Raw genomic sequence first — 22184 nt, 5'->3', positions numbered from 1 at the left:
CAGATATTCTAAAATAAAATGTTAGAATAATTCCTGCAATCTATACTCTATGTTTTGAAGAGTATTTGTCTGTTTCACTGACCTATACGAACACAATTTGAAAGGATAATATCAACCTTCTTTTTGCTTCGGAACTCAAAATTAGTATAACTTGTGATGCATTAAAAATATTTTATATAAATTAGCTAAAAAATACATATTGTGCAATAAAATATTACAATCTTTAAAAAACAACCAAAAATAATCTATACCTATGGCGAAAAATTACGAAATTGACAATGTTGACCTCAAAATACTAACAGAGTTAATGAAAGATGCCAAAGTGCCTTACACAGAGATTGCAAAGAAAGTTTATGTCTCTGGTGGTACTGTTCATGTGAGGATGAAAAAGCTTGAAGAGATGGGAGTTGTGACTGGTACAACTTTGAGTATGGACTACTCTAAACTTGGTTATGACGTCACCTGTTTTTTAGGTATTTTTTTATTGAAAAGTTCTCTTTATGAGGCGGTAGTTGAAAAATTGAAAAAGATTCCGGAAGTAGTGAAAATTCATTATACAACGGGTAATTACAATATTTTTATTAAAATCCATTGTCGTGATACTAAACATCTCAAAGATGTGTTGCATGACAAAATACAGAAGGTAGAAGGAATTGAGAGAACAGAAACATTCATTTCTTTGGAAGAAAGCTTGAATCGACACATTCAGCTAGACGTATAGAGCAATTGCAGGTGTCTATGTACGAAGCTTCCGTTAACAATCGAAATTTCAAAATATCACAAGAGGGAACATCCTTCATGATTGATGATGAACAACTTATTTTGGACATTGAAAGGGTCGATAAAAACTTGTTTCATGTACTCAAAGAGGGTCATTCTTATAATATCACTGTTGTTGAGGTAGACAGGAAAAAAAAGATGGCTTCCATTAAGTTAAACAATCAAACCTACGATGTAGTGCTGAAAGATCGTATGGATGTGTTGCTCCAAAAAATGGGTTTTGAAAACAATCAAGAACATTCTAAGAAAGAAGTAAAGGCACCAATGCCAGGGCTTATCCTTGATATTTTAGTCAAAGAAGGAGAGGAAGTAAAGAGTGGGAGTAAGTTGTTCGTGCTTGAGGCTATGAAAATGGAGAATGTAATAAAAAGTCCACAAGATGGAAAAATTTCATCTATAACAGTTGCCGTTGGAGATAGTGTGGAAAAAAATAATACGATCATAGTCTTCTAATTTTTTTACATCCTTTATATACGATTATATTTGTCGCCGCAAGATTTGATCATTTACATAATAGAGGAAACAGAACAGAATGAAGTATAAAAGAATACTCTTGAAGTTGAGCGGAGAGGCTCTAATGGGGAATAAACAGTATGGAATAGATCCTCATCGTTTAGAGCAATATGTAAATGAGATTAAAAATGTAAAAGAGGAAGGGCTGGAAATTGCTATTGTAATTGGAGGAGGAAATATTTTCAGAGGTGTAGAAGGAGAAAGTGCAGGAATTGATAGAGTGCAGGGAGATTACATGGGTATGCTTGCCACCGTGATCAATGCAATGGCACTTCAGTCGGCCTTGGAAAAAAGTGGGTTGTTTACACGGTTGATGTCCGGAATAAAAATTGAAGAAGTGTGTGAACCCTTTATAAAAAGAAGAGCAGTTCGGCATTTGGAAAAAGGCAGGATTGTAATTTTTGGTGCGGGCATAGGAAATCCCTACTTTACTACGGATTCTACGGCAAGTTTGAGGGCAATAGAGATAGGAGCCGATGTAGTTTTAAAAGGAACCAGAGTCGATGGAGTTTATACTGAAGACCCGGAGAAAAACCCGGAAGCTCGGAAGTTCAACAAAATTACATTTCAGGAAGTTTATAAAAAAGGGTTGAAAGTGATGGATATGACAGCTTTCACTTTGTGCCATGAAAACAATTTACCGATTATTGTTTTTGATATGAACAAGCCTGGTAATTTGAATGAAATTGTGAAAGGAAATGAAGAAGTTGGAACTTTGATATATTAATTTTTTTAGCTAAAATTTATTCGAAATGGAAGAAATAGAACTGTTCCTGGAAGAAGCAAAGCAACTGATGGATAAGGCCATAGATCATTTGAATCAGGAGCTTTCCAAAATCCGTGCTGGAAAAGCAATGCCAAATATGCTGGATGGTATATTTGTGGAATATTACGGAAATATGACTCCTTTGAATCAGGTAGCTTCTGTCAATACTCCAGATGCCAGGTCTTTGCTTATTAAGCCTTGGGAAAAAGCTATACTTAACGATATTGAAAGGGCAATTATCAATAGCGATTTAGGATTGAACCCTCAAAATGATGGAGAGACTATCAGGATCGGAATACCTCCGTTGACTGAAGAAAGAAGAATGGGGTTGGTAAAGCAGGTGAAGGCCGAAGCAGAAAAAGGTAAAATCAGTGTTAGGAATGTCAGAAAGGATACCAATGACTCATTAAGAAAGTTGATAAAAGAGGGCGTTTCTGAGGATTTAGTGAAAGGTGGAGAAGCTGAAGTGCAAAAACTAACGGATAGTCATACAGCTAGAATCGACAAGTTGATTGCTGTAAAAGAAGAAGATATAATGACGATCTGATTATCGATACAATCCTTTGCGGTCGATATAAGACTCAACACTTTCGGGCACTAAATATTTAATGGAGTGCCCTTTTTTTATGGCATTTCGTATGAAGGTAGCAGAAATATCCAGCATAGGAGATTCAATGTATTCTATGTTGCTATGCTTTACCAGAGAAGCTTTATCTTGATTAGGACGAGGATAAACCAGTAATCCATAGTTTTTTAAAATCATTTCAGAATTTTTCCATTTGTGAAAATTCTTCATGTTATCTCCTCCCATAATAAGACGGAATTTTTTGTCCGGGTGCTTTTCGCTCAACAGTGTCAGTGTATCTATAGTATAGCTGGGCTTTGGCATATTGAATTCTATGTCAGACACTTTGAACTTTGGATTTTCCCTTATGGCCACTTCCACCATGTCATACCGGTCAAATTCATGCAGTAGGGATTTTGTTTTTTTGAAGGGGTTTTGAGGTGAAACAATAAACCACAATTCTTCAATACTTGAATACTCAAACATAGTTTGAGCAATAATCATGTGCCCGGTATGTATGGGATTAAAAGAGCCAAAAAATAGACCAACTTCTGTCATAATTGATGTTTACAGACAAAGGTTCAGTTTTTTAAAAAATTTCTAACCAGACCTTCTGCTTGTTTGAGCGATTCGTTGAGTTCATTGTTCAATAGGGTGGTGTCAAACTGATTTTCAAAAGACATTTCGAATTGGGCTTTATATAACCTTCTTGACAAGCTTTGTTCGCTTTCGGTATTTCGATCGGTTAACCTGGATTTCAATGTTTCCATATCAGGTACTTTTACAAAAATACTTAGTGCATTGTCTCCGAAATATTTTTTAAGGCTGATGCCTCCCTTTACATCCACATCGAATATGACATGATTACCATCATTCCAGATTCTGTCTATTTCGGATTTTAGTGTGCCATAAAAATTGCCTTCATAGACCTCTTCCCACTCAATGAATTCATTGTTGTCTATTTTGTTTTTAAACTCTTCAGGAGACAAAAAATAATAGTCTTTCCCGTTTTGTTCGTTTCGCCCTCTTTTATCCCGGGTAGAAGCGGAGATAGAAAACTGTAAATTGTCAATTACAGATAATAGGTGCTTTACTATGGTAGTCTTTCCAGAACCGGATGGAGCAGAAAATATAATGGCTTTTCCCTGGTGCATTTATTTTGTCAGATTCACTTTATCAGTTTGTTTCTTATTGTTTCGGACAGACCAGCAGGAACTTGTTTTTTTTCAAGTTTGAGTTTTAATACTTCCTTTAGTTCCTTGTCTATTTCGTATTGGCTCAGACATTTCAAACACATTTTCATGTGTTTTCTGAGATAAGTTTCTTCTTTGCTTGAAGATTCATTATCTATCACCAGTTGAATTAGCTCTTTGTATGCGGAACAGTCAGCCATTCCGGTGCTCATTTTTACGTTATGTATTATCTTATTTAAGCCCAAAACAATGATGCATAATTAGTGAATAATATTTAATAACCCATGCTTTGGGCATAGGATTGAAGTTTTTCTTTCAATAAATTCCTTGCTCTATGCAAGCGAGACCTCACCGTACCAATGGGAATGTCCAAGATCTTAGCCATTTCTTCATAAGTAAAGCCCTCTACATCACAAAGGATAATCACCGTTCGAAAATCCACGGCAAGAGAATTTAGTGCATTCGATATTTCATCACCCATCATATCCTTGATGGTGTCGATTCTCAGGTCAGTGGTAATGTTACTGTTTGCTTTTTCAGAGTTATAATAACCTTCTACTTCCTGATAATCAACTTTTGCCGGCTCTTTGCTTTTTTTACGAAAGTCATTGATAAAGCTATTCTTTAAGATTCTGAACAACCATGCCTTGGCATTAGTTCCTTTCTGAAAGGAATTAATAAATCGATAAGATTTTAGGAATGTATCCTGAATCAGGTCTTTGGCATCATCTTCGTCATGAGTGAGCCGAAAGGCAAAGTTGTACATAGCATCTATGTGCGGCATGAACTCATTGTCGAACGCTGCAATTTTTTCTTTGTCGGAATAATGCTGATCAGAAGAGTCTTGCTCCATGTATTGGTTTTTACTGGTTTGAGTAGGTATCTATAGATACATCTATTACGGTATTGTTGTCTGCTAGTTTGGCAATAATAATTTATTCGTCTGCGCTTTTAAATTTTAATTCTATTTTTGTTGAAAAAATACCTGAACATTGGATCAAGCCCAACATAGCCGACTCTCAGTAGTAATTATCACATTTAATGAAGAAAGAAATATAGGAAAATGTCTTGATTCTGTAATAGATATTGCTGATGAGATAATTGTTGTAGATTCTTTTTCTACTGACAACACAAAAAGTATATGCGAAGGCTATGACTTGAAGTTTATCGAAAACAAATTTGACGGACATATTGAGCAAAAGAATTTTGCCATATTACGATCTCAGTTCGAATATGTGCTGTCACTTGATGCAGACGAGGTGTTGTCAGCCGAATTGCAAGCCAAAATATTGGAATTGAAAAAGGAGTTTTCTGATGATGGGTATTCATTTCATAGGTTAACTTCTTATTGTGGTCAATGGATAAAACATTGTGGCTGGTATCCTGATAGCAGAATCAGATTGTGGAATAAGAATAAAGGACAGTGGGGAGGAACTAATCCTCATGATCTGGTGAGAATGAATTCGGATTCTACTGTGCAATATTGCAACGAAGATATTTTACATTATTCTTATCATTCAATAGACCAACACATTGGTCAGATCAATAAATTTTCATCCATCAGTGCGGAAGAAAAGGCTCGGAAAGGCAAAAAGGTAAATGTAATTGTGCATTTGATTTTATACCCATATTGGATTTTCTTAAAAACCTATTTTTTAAAATTGGGATTTTTAGATGGTTATTATGGGTTTGTGATAAGTGTATTGAACAGTTATTACCGTTTTTTGAAATATGTTAAACTTAAGCAAATACTTCGATCTTGATAGAACTTCAATTTGACCAAAAATTAGTGCAGTGCCCGTTATGTCATTCGGAAGATGTCAAAGATCACAAAAAGGATTTTAATGGAATTCATATTTCTATGTGCCAAAGTTGCAATATTGAGTTTATGAATCCTCAATATACCGACGACTACCTCGCTGCATTTTATGCTCAGTATCAGAGAGAGGACTCAAAACATCATAGGTATGGAGAAAAGATAAAACCGAGGGAGCTGGTTCATTCTTATAACCTCAAGCAGGTTGAAGGTTATATCAAGCCGGGTAATTTATTGTGTGTGGGTTGTGGAAATGGGTTGGATGTAAAAGTCGGTTTAGAAAGAGGTTGGAATGCTGAGGGGTATGAGGTTGGGGAAGAATATACTCAAGAACTGTCCAAAAAGTTGAATGCAAATATCTATCATGGTGATTTCACAAAGTTAAGCCCTGGTAAAAAATATTCATGCATTTACCTGAATCATGTGCTGGAACATCCTAAAAACCCAGGGGCTTATCTTGATAAGATAGTTGAACTTCTTAGTGATAACGGGCTGTTGTACATAGCTTGTCCTAATATTGATTCTTTTTCTAATAGGTTCAAATCTGTTATGGAAAAATTGGGATTGAAAAAAAGCATTGGAAAGCATTATGATACTTGGCATCACTTGTTTTATTACAGTCCCGGTAAGCTTAAAAGGCTTTTGGAAAGGGAGTATGGTTTTGAGGTAGTTTATACCGGAAATGACAAAAAAGCCAAGGCAACTACAACCAAGGTTGAACACTCATTCATAGACGATATTGCCTATAAATCCAGTTTCAGATTGATCGCACGAAAAATAAAATAATAGAAAATTGAGAGTACTTCACCTTAGTTCTGAAAAAACCTGGAGGGGAGGAGAGCAGCAAATAGCTTACCTCGTAGGCGAATTAAAAAATCAGGGGGTGGATTGCCATGTTATTTGCAGGAAAGCTTCAGCTTTCAGTAAGTTTTGTGCAGAGCAAGGATGGACATTTCAAGAGGTAGGGTTTAAAAACTCCTTAGATATCCTATCTGCGCTAAAGGTGTTGAAATATTGCAGAAAGCATCAAATTGATTTGGTGCACATGCATGGGTCAGGATCGCATGGAGTAGGAGTCTTGTCTGCCACTATGGGCAATAAATCGAAATTGGTTTTGAGCAGGCGGGTAGATTTTCCATTGAAAAATAATATTCTCAGTAGATGGAAGTACAATCATCCATCAATAAAAAGAATCCTTTGTGTTTCGAATAAGATCAAAGAGATAGTAGAAAAGAGTGTTGACAACAAGGGTATTTGCAGAACAGTTTATAGTGGCATAGATCTGGAGAAATTTAGCCAAGCTCCTGTGTCAAATTTTTTAAGAAAGAAATATAACCTAGATGAACAAGCTAAGCTTATTGGCAACACATCAGCAATAGCTGATCATAAGGATTATGTTACTTTTGTGGATACAGCAGAAGAGGTATTAAAACGGCAGGAGAATGTTTACTTTTTTATTTTTGGAGCAGGCCCTTTGCTGCAGGAAGTGAAAGATTACATTGAACAAAAAGGGCTGAGTGAAAGGATTATTTTTACAGGTTTTATTAATAACATTCCCGAAGTATTGCCTGAACTGGATGTTTTTCTAATGACCTCCAAGACTGAGGGGCTGGGAACCAGTTTGCTGGATGCCATGGCAGCCTCTGTCCCTATAGTAGCAACAGAAGCTGGTGGTATTCCGGAAATTGTGATCAATGGAAATACCGGGCTTACAGCCAAGGTAAAAGATTATATAACGTTGAGTAATCATATAGTTTCATTGATCAATGACTGGGAATTGCGGAGTAAATTAGTGGCTAATGCTACTAAATTTGTACTCAAATTTGATAAAAAAGAGACTGCAAAAAAGACTTTGGATATTTATAATGAAATATTTTCTTAAATAATGACCAAGTTTAAAAATATTCTAATTATTGAACTTGAGCCAGGGCATTTTGAACTTCTTTTGTCGCATATTTACTTACTCAAAAAACGTGGGTATAATTTGTTTTTTGCAGCCAATCTGAAATCTCAAAATAGGTTAGAAGAGATTATTCCTCACTTTCAAGAAACTATTTTTGTTGAAAAGACAAAGAACGTATTTGAATTATTAAAAATCAGGTCATTCATATTAAAACACAATGTTGAACAGGTTTTTTTTAATACAGTAGCTGGGAGACCAGTTTTGTTACTTTGCCTTCTTATTCCACATAGAATTTTCATCTCTGGAGTACTTCATGATATAGAAAAGCTTAAGAAGAGTAACACTCAAAAACTCATTTCTTTAAGAATAAAGCACTTTATAGTTTTAAGTCGGTTTTTGCGAGACAAGGCGAATACAATAAGTTTCGGAGGTCTTTATTTCGACTATGTTTACCCCATCTACTTTGGTGATTATATAAAAAATCAGCATAAATCTGAGCAAATTAATATTGTCATACCTGGCAATGTGCAAAACCAGAGAAGAGACTATATTGGTTTCATTGAAGCACTTCGAACCGTTTCGGGTCAATATCTTGAGAAAATAAAATTTGTTATTCTTGGAAATATAAACAAGGATGATGGGTCAGAAATGGTGAGTCTTTTGAAAAAATATGGTTTGTTAAGGTTATTTGATCTCTACGATTCTTATATATCAGACAAAGACTATCATAGTGTCATTTCTGAATCGGATTATGTAATGCCTCTGGTTCATCCACCAGTTTTCAAATACCACAAGTACAATGAATATAAAATATCAGGTGCCTTTAATTTGGCTTTTGGGCACAAAAAGCCGTTGTTGATGCATGACGAATTAAAAGAAACTTCAGAATTCGATCGTATTTCTATATTCTATACCTTAGAAAAAATTAATGATCTCTTTACTGATCTTATTAAGATAAATAGGAAAGAACTAATAGCTGGTTATGACGATGATGAAAGGTTTGATGAAAAGAAGCAGGAACAGAGATTTTTCTCAGTTCTAAAATGAACCTTAGAAAAATTTTTTCTTGACTTTCTTCCTTAATTTTTTCCAATCTTCAGCGATAGAAGTTTCTGGATATAGATGATTTAGGTCTATATTTTGATTGTCGGGTGATTCTGGTTTTTTTCTTGCCATAGCCCAGTTGTCCTTCACACTGAAATCGGTGTAATTTGGGTTTTGTGTAACCACAAGATCAAATAACTTTTTTATTTGAGGAGTAATTCTTTCATCTTCAGGTAGATTCTTGACAAAATCTGTCTTTTTCAAACTAGGACTCTCGGCATAACTCCAAAGCAGGTCATCGAATATAATATATGCTCCTGGTTTGAGCAATTTGTCAACCAACATAAAGGCACATCCGTCTATCTCCAGGCTATGTGCACCATCCAGATAACAGAAGTCAAATAGTGGGGTACAAACACCATTTTCAGTTTGCCTTTCTATTAGCTTCATTAGCTCCCAATTGTAACTTTTGTTCGCATATACAGGTTCAATATACTCTGAAAGCCCGGTCAATTGCATAAGCTCATTTATATTAGGAGTTCTATCTTTTGCAGTTAGGTTGTCAATGGTAATTACCTTTCCTTTTCTTTTTTCATGAAGAGCGGCAGCCATATAGCAGCTTGAAGTCCCATTTGCAAATCCTAATTCCACTACATTTTCAATTGCAGTGTTTTGGATTAGTTCATAAACGGTATATCCCTGATCCCTCGTCATGTGAGGGATTTTTTCAATAAGGTCGGCTACTTTGTTAAACTCCATAATATGTCTAGAAATGAATTGGCAAAAGTATATTCTTTTTTTAGTTTGATACTAGTCAAGAGGTTCAATTTTAAAAATCGGTTTTTAAGTAGTACTGAAGGGGTTGAAGCATTAAAATGACTGCATTTTTAATAGTTTTTGATAAAGTCCTTTTTTATTACTCAATTCTTCATGAGAGCCTGTTTGTATTATTCTTCCTTTTTCAATTACTACAATTTTATCTGCATTTTGAATAGTACTTAGCCTATGGGCTATCACTATGGATGTGCGGTCTTTCATTAAGTTTGTGAGGGCTTCTTGAACTAATTTTTCGGACTCTGAGTCGAGTGCAGAAGTAGCTTCATCTAATATAAGTATGTCTGGGTTTTTCAATATGGCTCTGGCAATGCTCAACCTTTGTCTTTGACCGCCGGAAAGTTTCATTCCTCTTTCTCCTACAATAGTATTATAACCTTCAGGGTTTTCCATAATGAACTCATGTGCATTGGCAACTTGAGCTGCTTTTACGATAGCTGATTCGTTCACATCGTTTAACCCAAATGCGATATTGTTTTTTATGGTATCATTAAACAATATTGACTCCTGTGTAACGATCCCCATTAGCTTTCTCAAATCTTCTACTAGGTACTCATTTATATTTTTTCCATCAATGGACAACATGCCGGATGTCGGTTCATAAAACCTTGGGAGAAGGTCTGCCAAAGTAGATTTCCCACCTCCTGACGGCCCTACAAGTGCAACAATTTCTCCTTTTTTAATTTCAAGGTTGATGTTTGTTAGTACAGGTTCTTGATCATACGAAAAGCAAACATCACGATACTGGATCAATGATTTAAATGTATTTATTGGAATAGCATTTTTCGATTCTATTATTTCGGGTTTTGTATCTATTAATTCAAAGATTCTTGTAGATGAAGCCAAGCCTTTGTTTATTGCAGTCATTGCATTAGAAATTGCTTTTGCAGGGTTTAGTACTTGTGAGAAAATGATCAAAAAAGTGATAAAGGAAGAAGCAGATAGGAAAGTTTCTTTATTGAGTACCATAGTACCACCTATATAAAGTATAGTAGCTACTGCCAGTACGCCTAAAAACTCTGAAATAGGTCCGGCCAATTCCATTTTTTTGAAAACAGAAAGTGTAAACCTACTGTTGTTTTTTACTTCGACACCAAATTTATCATTCATCGCTTTAGTAGCCGTAAATGCCTTCACGATTCTCATTCCCGATATGGTTTCATCTAAGATATTGTGAATCCTGCCAAGAGATTGTTGAGTGAGTAAAGCTTTTCTTTTGAGTCTTTTTGCTATGTAGGCTATCACTCCTCCGGAAATTGGTAAGACTAACAAGGTGAACAGCGTAAGTTGTGGAGACATGGTAAACAAAATCCAGAAATAGCCTATGATCAAAAAGGGTTCTTTGAATAGTATTTTTAACGAATTGACCACAGACGCTTGAACCTCCTGAATGTCTATTGTGATGCGTGAAATGATATCTCCCTTTTTTTGTTCGGTGAAATAGCCCAAATGCAGAGCTGTTACTTTTTCGAATATGTCCAATCTGATTTTTTCCAGCACCCTGACTCTAATTGATGCCAACATTACGCCCGATAAGTACCGAAAAAGATTTGAAAGGAATACAGATATTACTATGATCAGGCAAACAAATTTCAGTGCTCCAATTTTTCCATTTTGTTCAATAAACTGTCCAAAGTAATAGTAAAAGGTATTAGTGAAAAAGGAGATACTCAATTGGAAACTTGGTGCTTCCATATTGATGACTTCTGGGTTTGTTTGGTCGAACAATACTTCAAGCAAAGGTTTAAGAATAGTGAAATTCACCAAACTAAACAATACATAAAGCCATGTAAGAATGATGTATTGAGGTATAAAGCTTTGGTATGGCTTTGCATAACTAAGAATCCTCCAAAAATTTTTCATTATATCAAAAGTAGGGGATTTGAGATTCTTACGAAAAAGGAAATGACCGCCATATAAAGATTTAAAAAAAGGCACCAATTTGGTGCCTTTTTTCTATTTCAATTTTCTCTAAAATTAATACCTGTAGTATTCCGGCTTATAAGGGCCTTCTGGAGTCACACCAATGTATTTTGCCTGATCGTCAGATAACACGTCTAATTCCACACCTATTTTTGATAAATGAAGCCTTGCTACTTTTTCATCCAGATGCTTAGGAAGCATATATACTTTGTTTTCATATTTGTCAGTATTGGTCCAAAGTTCTATTTGTGCCAAAGTCTGGTTTGTAAACGAATTTGACATCACAAACGATGGATGACCCGTTGCGCAACCCAAGTTTACCAATCTTCCTTCAGCCAACAGGATAATTTCTTTGCCTTTAAGGTCATATAAATCTACCTGTGGTTTGATTTCCGTTTTGGTTGCATTGCTGTTTAGCCAGGCAACATCAATTTCATTGTCAAAGTGTCCGATATTACATACAATGGCTTTGTCTTTCATATTTAGAAAATGACGGCCTACTACAATGTCTTTGTTACCGGTGGTAGTCACAATAATATCTCCTTCGCTCACAGCATCGTCCATTTTCTTGACTTCAAACCCATCCATAGCAGCTTGTAGTGCACATATAGGATCTATTTCTGTAACTATTACACGAGCACCCGCACCCTTTAGAGAGGCAGCAGAACCTTTTCCAACATCTCCATACCCGGCAACAACAGCTACTTTACCTGCCATCATTACATCGGTTGCCCTTCTGATAGCATCCACCAAAGATTCTTTACATCCGTATTTGTTATCAAATTTGGACTTTGTTACTGAGTCGTTTACGTTAATGGCTGGCATTGGAAGAGTGCCTTTTTCTTCTCTTTCCTGAAGTCTGTGAACGCCTGTTGTAGTTTCTTCGCTTAATCCTTTAATACCGGAAACCAACTCAGGGTATTTATCTATAACCATGTTGGTAAGATCTCCACCATCATCCAGAATCATGTTCAAAGGTTTTCCACCTTCAAAAGCAAATAAAGTTTGTTCGATACACCAGTCAAATTCCTGATCGTTCAATCCTTTCCATGCAAATACTGGAATATCTTCGGCAGCTATAGCAGCGGCTGCATGGTCTTGTGTAGAGAATATATTGCAAGAAGACCAACTCACTTCAGCACCTAGTTCTACGAGAGTTTCTATCAATACAGCTGTTTGAATAGTCATGTGCAAACATCCGGCTATTCTGGCTCCTTTTAGAATTTTTGAAGCACCGTATTCTTCCCTAAGGGACATTAAGCCAGGCATTTCAGCTTCGGCTAGTTTGATTTCTTTTCTTCCCCATCCTGCAAGGGAAATGTCTTTTACTTTGAATTTTTCTTGAGTTTCTATCATGATATTATTGTATTTCTGAAAAATAGGAATGCAAATTTATGTAAATTGTTGATGTGAACTTATTATTCCCTTAAAAATTCAACTTCCTTAAAGTCAAACATCATTAGTTGTTCATTCTCTTCTATCAGAAGCTTGCCTGTTTCATTGACACCTTTTATTCTACCAGTAAATACAGAATCAGATATTTTAAATAGTTGAGGTTGTTCAAATTTGTATAGGCGACTGTGGTATTCATGAAGTAATTGGTACGAGTTACCATTTTTTAGCTCTAAATACCTTTTTTCTAACATCACAAGTATAGATTCGGCTATTTCATATGTGTTGTGTTCTTCCATTGTGATATCAGCTAAGGAAGTAGCAAAATCATTTTTAAAAATCAGTTGATTGATATTGAGACCTATTCCAACTATTGAGTATTCAATAGAATTTCCTCTGAGGATATTTTCGATCAAAATACCGGCAAGCTTAAGGTCACCGTAGTAGATGTCATTTGGCCATTTTATTTTCAGTTTATTTCCCAGTATTGGAAATAGAGCATCATGAATTGCTAATGATGATATTTTATGTAATTCAAACTGATTGGCTATTTTGAGAAATGTTGGCTTTAGAATGATGGAAAAAGTGAGGTTTAGATTGGGTTCGGATTCCCATGCATTTCCCCTTTGGCCCTTTCCTTTGGTTTGGTTGGCAGTGATTACAACTTGTCCTTCTATGGTTTTTTTCTCTGAAATTAATCGCTGAGCTTCCTCGTTGGTGGAGTGACATTGTGGCAGGGAATAAACTTTTTTTCCTAGAAATTGCGTTTTGGCAAAGAATTTATGCAAGATATTTTGTGTAATTTTGTGGCTAATTTAAAAACTTCGGATGCAAGAAAGCAAGACGGTATTGAAATCTAAAGAACTTACTGATATAGTGGTGAATGGAATGGCAGAAAAAAAGGCTTCAGATATTAGAATTTTGGACTTGCGAGATGTCAAAAATGCTGTTGCTGATTTTTTTGTGATTTGTTCTGCAAATTCGGATACACAAATAGATGCAATTTCTGAATCAGTAGAGGCTGAAGTATATAAAATGACACAAACAAATCCTTGGAAAAAAGAAGGAAAAACCAATAAAGAATGGATACTTATCGACTATGTGGATGTAGTGGCTCATATTTTCAGAAAAGACAGAAGAGATTTTTATTCTTTGGAGGAGTTATGGGGCGATGCTCAAATAACCGAAGTAGCCTGATAAAAGAACCAATTCAATAAACAAGCGTTAACAAACAGAATAATTAGAAAGACTATATAATGGCAGATAAACCAAGAAAAAAGAAGAGTATAATCGGAGAACCGGGAAAACCAAACTATCAGCTTTGGATCATCTTGGGTTTGATGGCTTTTATATTTGGAATTTCATACTTCAGCAATAATAGTTCCGCTGTGGAAATCTCATTCAAGAGATTTGAGCAAATGGCGCTGAGTGGGGATGTAAAAGAAGTGGTTTTAATTCGAAATCAGAATAAGGTAGAAGTAACGTTGAAATCGGAAGCCCTTCAAAATAGTAAATACAAACTTCAGTTAGAACAGCAAAACAGGTTTGGCATCAGTACTGGCCCGCATTATTTTTTCAAAATTGAGAGTCTCGACATTTTTGCAAGAAAAAGGGAAGAACTGGATGCCAAATTGAAAGAAAGCAATTACTACGATTTCAAAGTAGATGACAAATCAGACTACACTCAAATCTTCCTGAATTCAGGATTTTTGATATTTATCATATTGGGATTCTGGTTGTTGATGAGAAGGATGACAGGCGGAGGAGGTCCGGGAGGACAGATTTTTAATATTGGAAAATCAAAAGCTGCACTATTTGATGCTGAGAACAAAGTAAAAATTACTTTCGACAATGTTGCAGGATTAGAAGAAGCCAAAGAGGAGGTAAAAGAGATTGTTGATTTCCTTAAAAATCCATCCAAGTTCACTAAACTGGGAGGTAAAATCCCAAAGGGGGCATTGCTTGTAGGACCTCCCGGTACGGGTAAAACTCTTTTGGCTAAAGCAGTAGCAGGGGAAGCAGAGGTTCCGTTCTTTACTCTTTCGGGTTCAGATTTCGTGGAAATGTTCGTAGGAGTAGGTGCTGCAAGAGTGAGAGATTTGTTTAAGCAAGCCAATGAAAAAGCACCTTGTATTGTATTCATAGATGAAATTGATGCTATAGGCAGGTCGAGGGGGCGTGGGCAGATGCCTGGATCAAATGATGAGAGAGAAAATACACTGAATTCACTTTTGGTAGAGATGGATGGTTTTTCTACGGATTCCGGTGTAATTATTTTGGCAGCAACCAACAGGCCTGATGTCTTGGATAATGCACTTTTGCGGCCTGGAAGATTTGATCGTCAGATCAGTATAGATAAGCCGGATATTGTAGGTAGAGATGCTATTTTCAAAGTACATTTAAAACCTTTGAAACTTGATAAGACCATTGATTCCAGAAAATTGGCAGCCCAGACTCCCGGATTTGCAGGTGCAGAAATTGCAAATGTTTGTAATGAAGCGGCTCTTATTGCGGCCAGAAAAGACAAAGAGGCCATAGAAATGCAAGATTTTCATGATGCAATTGATAGAGTGATTGGAGGTCTTGAGAAGAAAAACAAAATTATTTCCCCGGAGGAAAAGAAAATTGTAGCATACCACGAAGCAGGGCATGCTGTAGCTGGTTGGTTTTTGGAGCATGCCGATCCTTTGGTGAAAGTAAGTATAGTACCAAGAGGAGCAGCAGCATTAGGGTATGCGCAGTATCTGCCAAACGAACAATTTTTGTATCAGACCGAACAGCTACTTGATGAAATGTGTATGGCATTGGGAGGAAGAGCTGCTGAGGAAATTGTTTTTGGGAAAATATCCACCGGGGCACTGAGCGATCTGGAACGAATTACCAAAGTGGCATATAGTATTGTTACTATTTATGGCATGAATGATAAAATTGGAAATATTTCTTATTACGATTCCAAGCAATCTGAATACAACTTCAATAAACCTTACTCTGAAGCTACAGGAGAATTGATAGATCAGGAAGTGAAGAAAATTATTGATGAAGCCTATCAAAGAACCATTAAACTCCTTACAGATAAGAGGAGTGAGCTTGAAATTCTAGCAAAAGAACTGTTAGAGAAGGAAATAATATTCCAAGCCGATTTAGAAGGTTTGATCGGAAAAAGGCCTTTTGCTAAAGTGACGAACTATGAAGCTTTCACTAATGGAAACTCGGATGATGATGCCTCGGATAAAGAGGTTAAGTCATCTGATATTGAAGACTTGAAGTCAACTATTAAAACTGAAGTTGAGATCGAGGAAGGAGTAGGAACTGATAATGTTGATGGACAAATAAAAGAAGCCAGCAAGGAGAAATGACAGTATATTCGTATTAATTTACCGGATTCCGGTCTAAATCATATCGGATGAATAGAGACTTCTCTGAACTTACTGAAGGTAAGAAAATTTACTTTGCAAGTGATTTTCACCTTGGAGCACCCAACGATGAGGAAAGTCGGACACGTGAATCCAAAATAATCGATTGGCTGGATCAAATTAAAAATGATGCGGAGGCTGTTTTTTTGGTCGGAGACATATTTGATTTTTGGTTCGAATACAAATATTCTATTCCCAAAGGTTTCATCCGGTTTCTTGGAAAGATAGCTGAGATCTCCGATTCCGGAATTCCAATTATTTTCTATACTGGAAATCATGACATGTGGATGGCGGATTATTTTCCCATGGAGCTTAACGTACAGTTGGAAAGAAAACCAAAAGACTACCTTATTGGCAATAAAAGGTTTCATATTGGTCATGGCGATGGATTGGGGCCGGGAGATGGTACTTATAAAATCTTGAAAAAAGTATTTGCTAACAGAACCTGCCAATGGTTATTTCAGTGGCTTCATCCAAATGTCGGTATGGGATTGGCAAAGGCTTGGTCTCGGCAGAGCCGGGCTCATAATGAAGAATCTGATGGTTCTTTCGATGCTGAAAATGAGTGGATTCTTTCTTATTGCAAGGAAAAGGAAAAAAAAGTTCACTTTGATTACTACATATTTGGACACAGACATTTGCCAATAGATTATCAGTTGAGTGAAGGGAGTCGGTATGTAAATTTGGGTGAATGGATTACGCAGTTTAATTATGGAGTATTTGATGGGCATAATTTTGAGTTCAAAAAATTTAAGGAAAGACAATAAGCTTCAGTTGAGTTGCTAATACTTAAATTCCATACCATCCTTTTTTTAATATTTTCAGCTTATTTATTCAACATACTTACTACTGATGCTCAACGAGGTATGGAGTTGGTGATGAGTAAGCCTGTATCCGGCATAGACTATTTGATGGCTGACCAACAAGGGAATGCTTATTTGTCAAGGCTAAACGGTGATGTTCTTAAGGTAAATAGTGCTGGAGAAGCCACATTAACTTATTCACCCATTAAAAATGGAAAAGTAAAACAGATTGATGTCTGGTCGTCATTTAAAATTGTGGTATTCTATGATTCATTTCAAGAAGTCGTTGTTTTAAATAGATTTCTGTCAGAGACAGCTCGTTACAATTTTGAATCTTATCAAGTAGGATTTGTGAGTAATATTGCACTCAATTTCCAGCAAAACTTGTGGGTGGTCGATGAGTCTGATTTTACTTTGAAATTGTTGGATTTGAAAAGTGATCAGGTGCTTGTTGAGCAACCCTTTTTTCAATTTCTTGATGTTGACAATCATGCCATTATTTTCATGAAAGAATATCAGGGAAGATTATACGTTGTGGACAAAAATTATGGAATTCTTATTTTTGACAATCAGGGAAATTTGGTAGAAAAAATGGAAAAGAAAGGGATCAATTCTTTGGGGTTTCAAAAGGACAAGCTGTATTGTTATTATGAGAATAAAATGATTGAAGAGGAACTGTATGGACTGGGAGAGTTTGAAATATCTTTACCTAAAGAAGGCTATGAAAATGTTCAAAAATCAGGAGATTACTTCTTTTGCATTTCCGACAGGCAATTGGATATCTATAGGTATCTTCGCCAATGACTAAGCAGGTATCATGATTTCAGCCAGAGTACGTTTGTTGGTAGTTTTTTCCCTTTTTGGGTTGCTATGCTATGCTTGTAACAACATACCTGACTGTCGGAATGAAATAGCACCAAACGCTGTAAAGTTGAAGTTTTATGACAGTACTGATTCAACATCACTGGAGGTTAATTTTGATTCTATAAAAGCTGTGAATACCGATTCTGTGTTTTATCAGGATACATTGCTTTCTTATTATGAGTTAATTTTGGATCCAACGTCAACCACCTCTACATTTTTATTTTACAAATCTGATCAGGTAGATAAGTTGGAGCTAAATTACTCTAAAAACATTGCTATTATTTCGGAAGAATGCGGGCCGTCAGTTACTTTTTCTGAAATTGCTCTATCAGACTATTCTTTTGATTCAGTAGCACTAATAAATGATTTTTTGGATCAATCACTATCGGAGAACATTGAGGTTTATTATTAGCATATTATTGTTAGCAGTATGTCAGTTCGCTTATGCTCAGGAGGAGAAACTTCCGGCCAAAGAAACTACTGCTACACCAAAGACAGACTCAAAGGATTCAAAGCCGAAGGTAGAAAGAGATTTTAAGCCATCTGCTGTTAATGTGGGCATGGAAGCAATAGGTTTGGGACGTACGGCAATCTCTTCGGGATTTACACAACTGGAGGCTCAGGCAGATATAGATTTTGATCGGTATTTTTTTGTGGTGGATCTGGGGCATGAAAGAAATTCAATAGCTAATGATGAATTTAACTATTCCAACAAAGGCAATTATATACGAATGGGTGTACAGGTAAATATGATGCCATATAATCCGGATAGAAACTTCTTCTTTTTTGGTTTTAGGTATGCCAGATCTAATTTTTCTGATGAGATTCAATACACGGGAGATTTCGATAAGTGGGGGCAGAAAAGCATTTCATTGGCTAATAACGGAGTGTCTGCCAGATGGTATGAAATGACTATGGGCCTGAAGGTGAAGGTATTTGAACGGTTGTATTTTGGCTATACATTGCGGTATAAAATAGGAAAGAAGATGACTGGGTTTGACGAATTGACTCCAAGAAACATTCCTGGGTTTGGCCGGGCTGATAAAAATAGTAATGCCGGGTTTAATTACTATTTGCTTTACAACATTCCATTTCGGAATAAACCCATACCAAAAAAGCCCAAAAGGGTGTTTAGGGAAAGATCTGACTCCACCCCGTCAAACCAATCCCTACCATCTAATTCTTTTCAAAATAGGTTTTAGTGGCTATTCAAATATGTGATACATCATTCTTAATTTTTTATTTTGTTGTGATATAAATGCTATCATTGTATATTGACATCTCCTGTGATTATAGATAGTGAATAAAGAAATAAAAAGTTTTGTTACTGCCGTTATTCTTCTCACGTTGAGTCTGGTAATAGGCTTAGTTGGATTCGTTTATATCGAAGATTATACGATCGGAGATGCTTTTTACATGACGGTAATTACCTTTTCAACTGTTGGGTTCAATGAAGTCAATCCTCTTTCGGAGAATGGGAGATTATTCACAAGTTTTTATATTATTTTTAATCTGGGAATTTTTGCCTACGTGGTTTCTGTTGTGACTACCTATATTTTTGAGGGAAAGTTAAACTCTGTTTTTAAGAATTTTATATCTACAAAAGAAGTAAAAAAAATGAAGGGTCATATTATAGTCTGTGGATACGGCAGAAATGGAAAAAAAGCTTGCGAAGAACTGTACAAAAACAACCGAAAATTCATTTTAGTGGAGTTTAATGAAGAGTTGTTGTTTGCACGTGAGGAGGTGAAAAATTATCAGGTAGTGATCGGTGATGCTACACATGATGAAACTCTATGCGAGGCTGGAATAGAAAAAGCGAGTGCTTTAATCACAACTCTCCCTAACGATGCTGCAAATGTATTTATTACACTTACTGCAAAAGAACTCAATCCTAATTTGACTATTATTTCCAGAGCTTCGCAGGAGCAGTCTGAAAAGAAACTGTTGCGTGCCGGAGCGTCAAAAGTAATAATGCCAGATGCTGTAGGTGGTACCCACATGGCACAGTTAATAATCAAACCGTATGTAATAGAGTTTCTGGAGCTTTTGACAGGTGAAGGAAGCAACGAACTCAAGTTGGAAGAAGTAGTTTTCGATGTTTTTAAAGATGAATTTAGAGGAAAATCAGTAAGAGAGTTGGATGTTAGGAACAGAACGGGAGTAACGGTAGTTGGGTTTAGAGATCCTCAACATGGATTTATTTTCAATCCTTCTCCTGATACGAAAATACTAAGAGGGGATGTAATGATAATTTCAGGATCCGAAGAAAGTATAAAAAAGTTTAAGACATTTTATACCTGAGCAAAACTGATGTCGTTTTAAATAGCCATCACACAACACTTAATGTCAAAATATTTCAAAAGATATTTCATAGTATTACTCCCTCTAGTTTTTATCAATAATACTTTAGCACAAACCAATGAAGACCCCTGTGGGGTTTGTATTGGAGGAAACCATGACGAACCCCGTCCTTATGAATTAAGTTTTAAACATGAAATTCCTTTTATCATTACCAGTGTCCTCACTGTATCTGCTGGATTTGTAGCCCAGTCTGCCAACAATGAAAAATTTTTGAATATTGACGAGATCAACAGATTGAATCCTGATGGATTGTCTTTTCTGGACAGAGGAACAATTTACAACAGCTCAACTAAAGCGGCCTCTTATAGTGATTTCTTTCGAACATCAATGACTTTGCTTCCGATTTACTTTGTGTCCAACCATCATACTAAAGAAGATATCTGGCCGCTGGTCGCTATGTCACTCGAAGTTTTTTCCACTACTTTTGGATTGACTAATTTGGCTAAAAATATTGCAAGACGACCAAGGCCATTTACATATAATACTGAAACGCCTTTAGAGAAAAAATTAAAAATTGATGCCAAAAGATCTTTTTTCTCAGGGCATACATCCCATACTGCAGCATTTACTTTTTTTATGGCTAAGGTGGTATCAGATTACCATCCAAACATGAAGTCTGGTTTTAAAGCTGTAATGTGGAGTGGTGCATTTTTGATTCCGGCAACCACGGCTTACCTGAGAGTGAAAGCTGGCAGACATTTTCCTACTGATGTGATGGCGGGATATGCTGTGGGTGCCTTAGTTGGATTTGTAGTTCCTCATTTGCACAAAAAGAAAAAAGAGAAATCTATAATGTCTTGGCAACCTTTCTTTTCAGATGATTATACGGGCTTGTCTTTGAGTCTAAAATTAGGGCAGGGGAACAAGAAATAATATTATTTAAAAGTATAGTATTTACTTAGTGGGTAATTGTAACCAAGAGCGACGATTCCTGCAGTTATGGATTTTGAAATTACGTATTGGATTTCGATAACCTCTGTAAAAAAGAATACTCCAAGTGTATTTAAACCCATACTTCCAAGGGCTACAATCCCATATTTTATTGCTTGTCTGGTTTTTGTTTCTTCTTTGGATACAAAAGCCCAGTTTCTACCTAATGTAAAAGCTATTATCGCTCCAACTATAGCTCCTAGGCTTGTTGACGCCAAATACCATAAGCCTACCAGTTCGGTCAGAAATATTAATGTAAGAAAATCTCCGGCAGTAGCCAGTAATGCTGCTATATTGTACCTGAAGAAGGAGGTTTTTCCTGAAGGCTTATCTGGGGTCATTAGTTACTAAAATAGCCAGAGGTAAATTTGTAAACAAATGTTAGCATATACACCTGCGACAACATCATCCATCATTACTCCCCATCCCTTTTTCATATTTTCAAACTTTCTTATGCCTAATGGTTTGAATATGTCGAAAAACCTGAATAAAACCAATGCAAGTAGAAGGTTTAAATGTGAGTATGGGATAAAAAGAAGGGCAATCCACACTCCGACTATTTCGTCTATTACTATTTTTTGAGGGTCTTCTCCCCAATCTTTTTCTAAAAAATGGCTTGCTTTTACCCCAACGATTAGAAATATTATAATAAGGGCTATGAAGTAAATAGAGTCGATACCAAGACCAGGAAAGTACGTGGGAGATATGAGATTAAGTACATAAAAAACTATACATCCCACAATCGATCCGGCTGTTCCCGGAGCAATTGGTGAATAGCCGCTACCAAACCCTGTGGACATGAAAATATAAAAGTTGCGCATGGTGTGTCTATTAAGATTATCGACAAAAGTACGATTTTTATTTGATCGAAATAAAAAACAAAAGTCTCTGCCTGATAAGCAGAGACTTTTGGAACAAATCAATTTGATAAAAACTTAATTAGTGGTGTCCGACTAAATTTTAAATACCCTAAAAAAGTACGTTTAAACGAAATGAGAAAAGATTTTTTCGATTTCCTAAAACTACCCCCGCCCCCTGAAGGGGTGATCAAAAAGTCCCCTTTAGGGGATTTAGGCCTGCC

26 protein-coding genes are annotated in these 22184 nt (G+C 36.1%); 16 read left to right on the top strand and 10 right to left on the bottom strand.

Going from position 1 to position 22184, the window contains the following annotated elements:
- Window positions 1–253: 253 nt before the first annotated feature.
- The 4 genes from AAOP42_RS16365 (at window position 254) to frr (ending at window position 2606) form a co-directional block, all read left to right on the top strand.
- Window positions 254–721, top strand: a complete 468-nt coding sequence (locus AAOP42_RS16365; RefSeq protein WP_349529626.1) for an Lrp/AsnC ligand binding domain-containing protein — start codon at window positions 254–256, stop codon at window positions 719–721.
- A gap of 17 nt (window positions 722–738) precedes the next feature.
- Window positions 739–1233, top strand: coding sequence for an acyl-CoA carboxylase biotin carboxyl carrier protein subunit (locus tag AAOP42_RS16360; RefSeq protein ID WP_349529625.1), 495 nt, complete (start codon window positions 739–741; stop codon window positions 1231–1233).
- A 79-nt stretch (window positions 1234–1312) separates the two neighbouring features.
- Window positions 1313–2020, top strand: a complete 708-nt coding sequence (gene pyrH / locus AAOP42_RS16355; protein WP_349529624.1) for a UMP kinase — start codon at window positions 1313–1315, stop codon at window positions 2018–2020.
- A 25-nt stretch (window positions 2021–2045) separates the two neighbouring features.
- The gene (gene frr / locus AAOP42_RS16350) at window positions 2046–2606 is read left to right on the top strand and encodes a ribosome recycling factor (protein ID WP_349529623.1); all 561 of its coding nucleotides are present in this window, start codon (window positions 2046–2048) and stop codon (window positions 2604–2606) included.
- Here the strand turns inward: frr and nadD are convergent, their stop codons facing one another.
- The 4 genes from nadD to AAOP42_RS16330 all read right to left on the bottom strand — a co-directional run bounded on the left by nadD (window position 2607) and on the right by AAOP42_RS16330 (window position 4670).
- The gene (gene nadD, locus AAOP42_RS16345) at window positions 2607–3182 is read right to left on the bottom strand and encodes a nicotinate (nicotinamide) nucleotide adenylyltransferase (protein WP_349529622.1); all 576 of its coding nucleotides are present in this window, start codon (window positions 3180–3182) and stop codon (window positions 2607–2609) included.
- 23 nt (window positions 3183–3205) lie between these two features.
- Window positions 3206–3778: a guanylate kinase gene (gmk, locus tag AAOP42_RS16340; protein ID WP_349529621.1), complete on the bottom strand. Its 573-nt coding sequence runs from the start codon at window positions 3776–3778 to the stop codon at window positions 3206–3208.
- Between the two features lie 14 nt (window positions 3779–3792).
- A complete protein-coding gene (locus AAOP42_RS16335) occupies window positions 3793–4017 on the bottom strand; it encodes a hypothetical protein (RefSeq protein WP_349529620.1) in 225 nt (74 codons plus the stop codon).
- A 74-nt stretch (window positions 4018–4091) separates the two neighbouring features.
- On the bottom strand, window positions 4092–4670 hold the full coding sequence (locus AAOP42_RS16330; protein WP_349529619.1) for a sigma-70 family RNA polymerase sigma factor: 579 nt from the start codon (window positions 4668–4670) through the stop codon (window positions 4092–4094).
- 139 nt (window positions 4671–4809) lie between these two features.
- Between AAOP42_RS16330 and AAOP42_RS16325 the strand changes: the two genes are divergently transcribed.
- The 4 genes from AAOP42_RS16325 to AAOP42_RS16310 are packed head-to-tail and all read left to right on the top strand — an operon-like array spanning window position 4810 to window position 8583.
- Window positions 4810–5580 carry a glycosyltransferase family 2 protein gene (locus tag AAOP42_RS16325; protein ID WP_349529618.1) on the top strand — a complete coding sequence of 257 codons (771 nt, stop codon included), beginning with the start codon at window positions 4810–4812 and terminating at the stop codon, window positions 5578–5580.
- On the top strand, window positions 5577–6419 hold the full coding sequence (locus AAOP42_RS16320) for a class I SAM-dependent methyltransferase (protein ID WP_349529617.1): 843 nt from the start codon (window positions 5577–5579) through the stop codon (window positions 6417–6419). Before AAOP42_RS16325 ends, AAOP42_RS16320 begins: the two co-directional genes overlap by 4 nt.
- Before the next feature lie 7 nt (window positions 6420–6426).
- Window positions 6427–7515, top strand: coding sequence for a glycosyltransferase family 4 protein (locus tag AAOP42_RS16315; protein ID WP_349529616.1), 1089 nt, complete (start codon window positions 6427–6429; stop codon window positions 7513–7515).
- A gap of 3 nt (window positions 7516–7518) precedes the next feature.
- Window positions 7519–8583: a hypothetical protein gene (locus AAOP42_RS16310; protein ID WP_349529615.1), complete on the top strand. Its 1065-nt coding sequence runs from the start codon at window positions 7519–7521 to the stop codon at window positions 8581–8583.
- Between the two features lie 3 nt (window positions 8584–8586).
- Here AAOP42_RS16310 and AAOP42_RS16305 read toward each other — a convergent pair whose 3' ends face one another.
- The 4 genes from AAOP42_RS16305 to AAOP42_RS16290 all read right to left on the bottom strand — a co-directional run bounded on the left by AAOP42_RS16305 (window position 8587) and on the right by AAOP42_RS16290 (window position 13517).
- Window positions 8587–9339 (bottom strand): O-methyltransferase, encoded by a 753-nt coding sequence (locus AAOP42_RS16305; RefSeq protein WP_349529614.1) that lies wholly within the window; start codon window positions 9337–9339, stop codon window positions 8587–8589.
- Between the two features lie 111 nt (window positions 9340–9450).
- Window positions 9451–11277, bottom strand: a complete 1827-nt coding sequence (locus tag AAOP42_RS16300) for an ABC transporter ATP-binding protein (RefSeq protein ID WP_349529613.1) — start codon at window positions 11275–11277, stop codon at window positions 9451–9453.
- 114 nt (window positions 11278–11391) lie between these two features.
- Complete coding sequence (ahcY, locus tag AAOP42_RS16295) at window positions 11392–12693, bottom strand: adenosylhomocysteinase (protein WP_349529612.1); 1302 nt, start codon at window positions 12691–12693, stop codon at window positions 11392–11394.
- 62 nt (window positions 12694–12755) lie between these two features.
- Window positions 12756–13517, bottom strand: a complete 762-nt coding sequence (locus tag AAOP42_RS16290) for a biotin--[acetyl-CoA-carboxylase] ligase (protein WP_349529611.1) — start codon at window positions 13515–13517, stop codon at window positions 12756–12758.
- 40 nt (window positions 13518–13557) lie between these two features.
- On the opposite strand from AAOP42_RS16290, the gene rsfS reads away from it, so the two are divergent.
- The 8 genes from rsfS (at window position 13558) to AAOP42_RS16250 (ending at window position 21046) form a co-directional block, all read left to right on the top strand.
- Complete coding sequence (rsfS, locus tag AAOP42_RS16285) at window positions 13558–13926, top strand: ribosome silencing factor (RefSeq protein WP_349529610.1); 369 nt, start codon at window positions 13558–13560, stop codon at window positions 13924–13926.
- Between the two features lie 59 nt (window positions 13927–13985).
- On the top strand, window positions 13986–16085 hold the full coding sequence (gene ftsH / locus AAOP42_RS16280) for an ATP-dependent zinc metalloprotease FtsH (RefSeq protein WP_349529609.1): 2100 nt from the start codon (window positions 13986–13988) through the stop codon (window positions 16083–16085).
- Between the two features lie 47 nt (window positions 16086–16132).
- Complete coding sequence (locus AAOP42_RS16275) at window positions 16133–16909, top strand: UDP-2,3-diacylglucosamine diphosphatase (RefSeq protein WP_349529608.1); 777 nt, start codon at window positions 16133–16135, stop codon at window positions 16907–16909.
- A gap of 12 nt (window positions 16910–16921) precedes the next feature.
- Window positions 16922–17749, top strand: a complete 828-nt coding sequence (locus tag AAOP42_RS16270; RefSeq protein ID WP_349529607.1) for a hypothetical protein — start codon at window positions 16922–16924, stop codon at window positions 17747–17749.
- A gap of 13 nt (window positions 17750–17762) precedes the next feature.
- Entirely contained in the window at window positions 17763–18221 is a 459-nt protein-coding gene (locus AAOP42_RS16265; RefSeq protein ID WP_349529606.1) for a DUF6452 family protein, read from the top strand.
- A 7-nt stretch (window positions 18222–18228) separates the two neighbouring features.
- Window positions 18229–19011 (top strand): DUF6048 family protein, encoded by a 783-nt coding sequence (locus AAOP42_RS16260; RefSeq protein WP_349529605.1) that lies wholly within the window; start codon window positions 18229–18231, stop codon window positions 19009–19011.
- A gap of 97 nt (window positions 19012–19108) precedes the next feature.
- A complete protein-coding gene (locus tag AAOP42_RS16255) occupies window positions 19109–20113 on the top strand; it encodes a potassium channel family protein (RefSeq protein ID WP_349529604.1) in 1005 nt (334 codons plus the stop codon).
- A 42-nt stretch (window positions 20114–20155) separates the two neighbouring features.
- Window positions 20156–21046: a phosphatase PAP2 family protein gene (locus tag AAOP42_RS16250; protein ID WP_349529603.1), complete on the top strand. Its 891-nt coding sequence runs from the start codon at window positions 20156–20158 to the stop codon at window positions 21044–21046.
- 2 nt (window positions 21047–21048) lie between these two features.
- Here AAOP42_RS16250 and AAOP42_RS16245 read toward each other — a convergent pair whose 3' ends face one another.
- Together AAOP42_RS16245 and AAOP42_RS16240 are read right to left on the bottom strand one after the other, a co-directional pair.
- Entirely contained in the window at window positions 21049–21444 is a 396-nt protein-coding gene (locus AAOP42_RS16245) for a GtrA family protein (protein ID WP_349529602.1), read from the bottom strand.
- Between the two features lie 6 nt (window positions 21445–21450).
- Entirely contained in the window at window positions 21451–21924 is a 474-nt protein-coding gene (locus AAOP42_RS16240) for a phosphatidylglycerophosphatase A family protein (protein WP_349529601.1), read from the bottom strand.
- Window positions 21925–22184: the final 260 nt, after the last annotated feature.

Origin of the sequence: Reichenbachiella sp. MALMAid0571 (genome assembly GCF_040151475.1) — a bacterium.
Taxonomy (GTDB): domain Bacteria; phylum Bacteroidota; class Bacteroidia; order Cytophagales; family Cyclobacteriaceae; genus CAXBNB01.
Note: the sequence above shows the minus strand (reverse complement) of the source record. Positions and strands in the feature narration are given on the sequence as shown.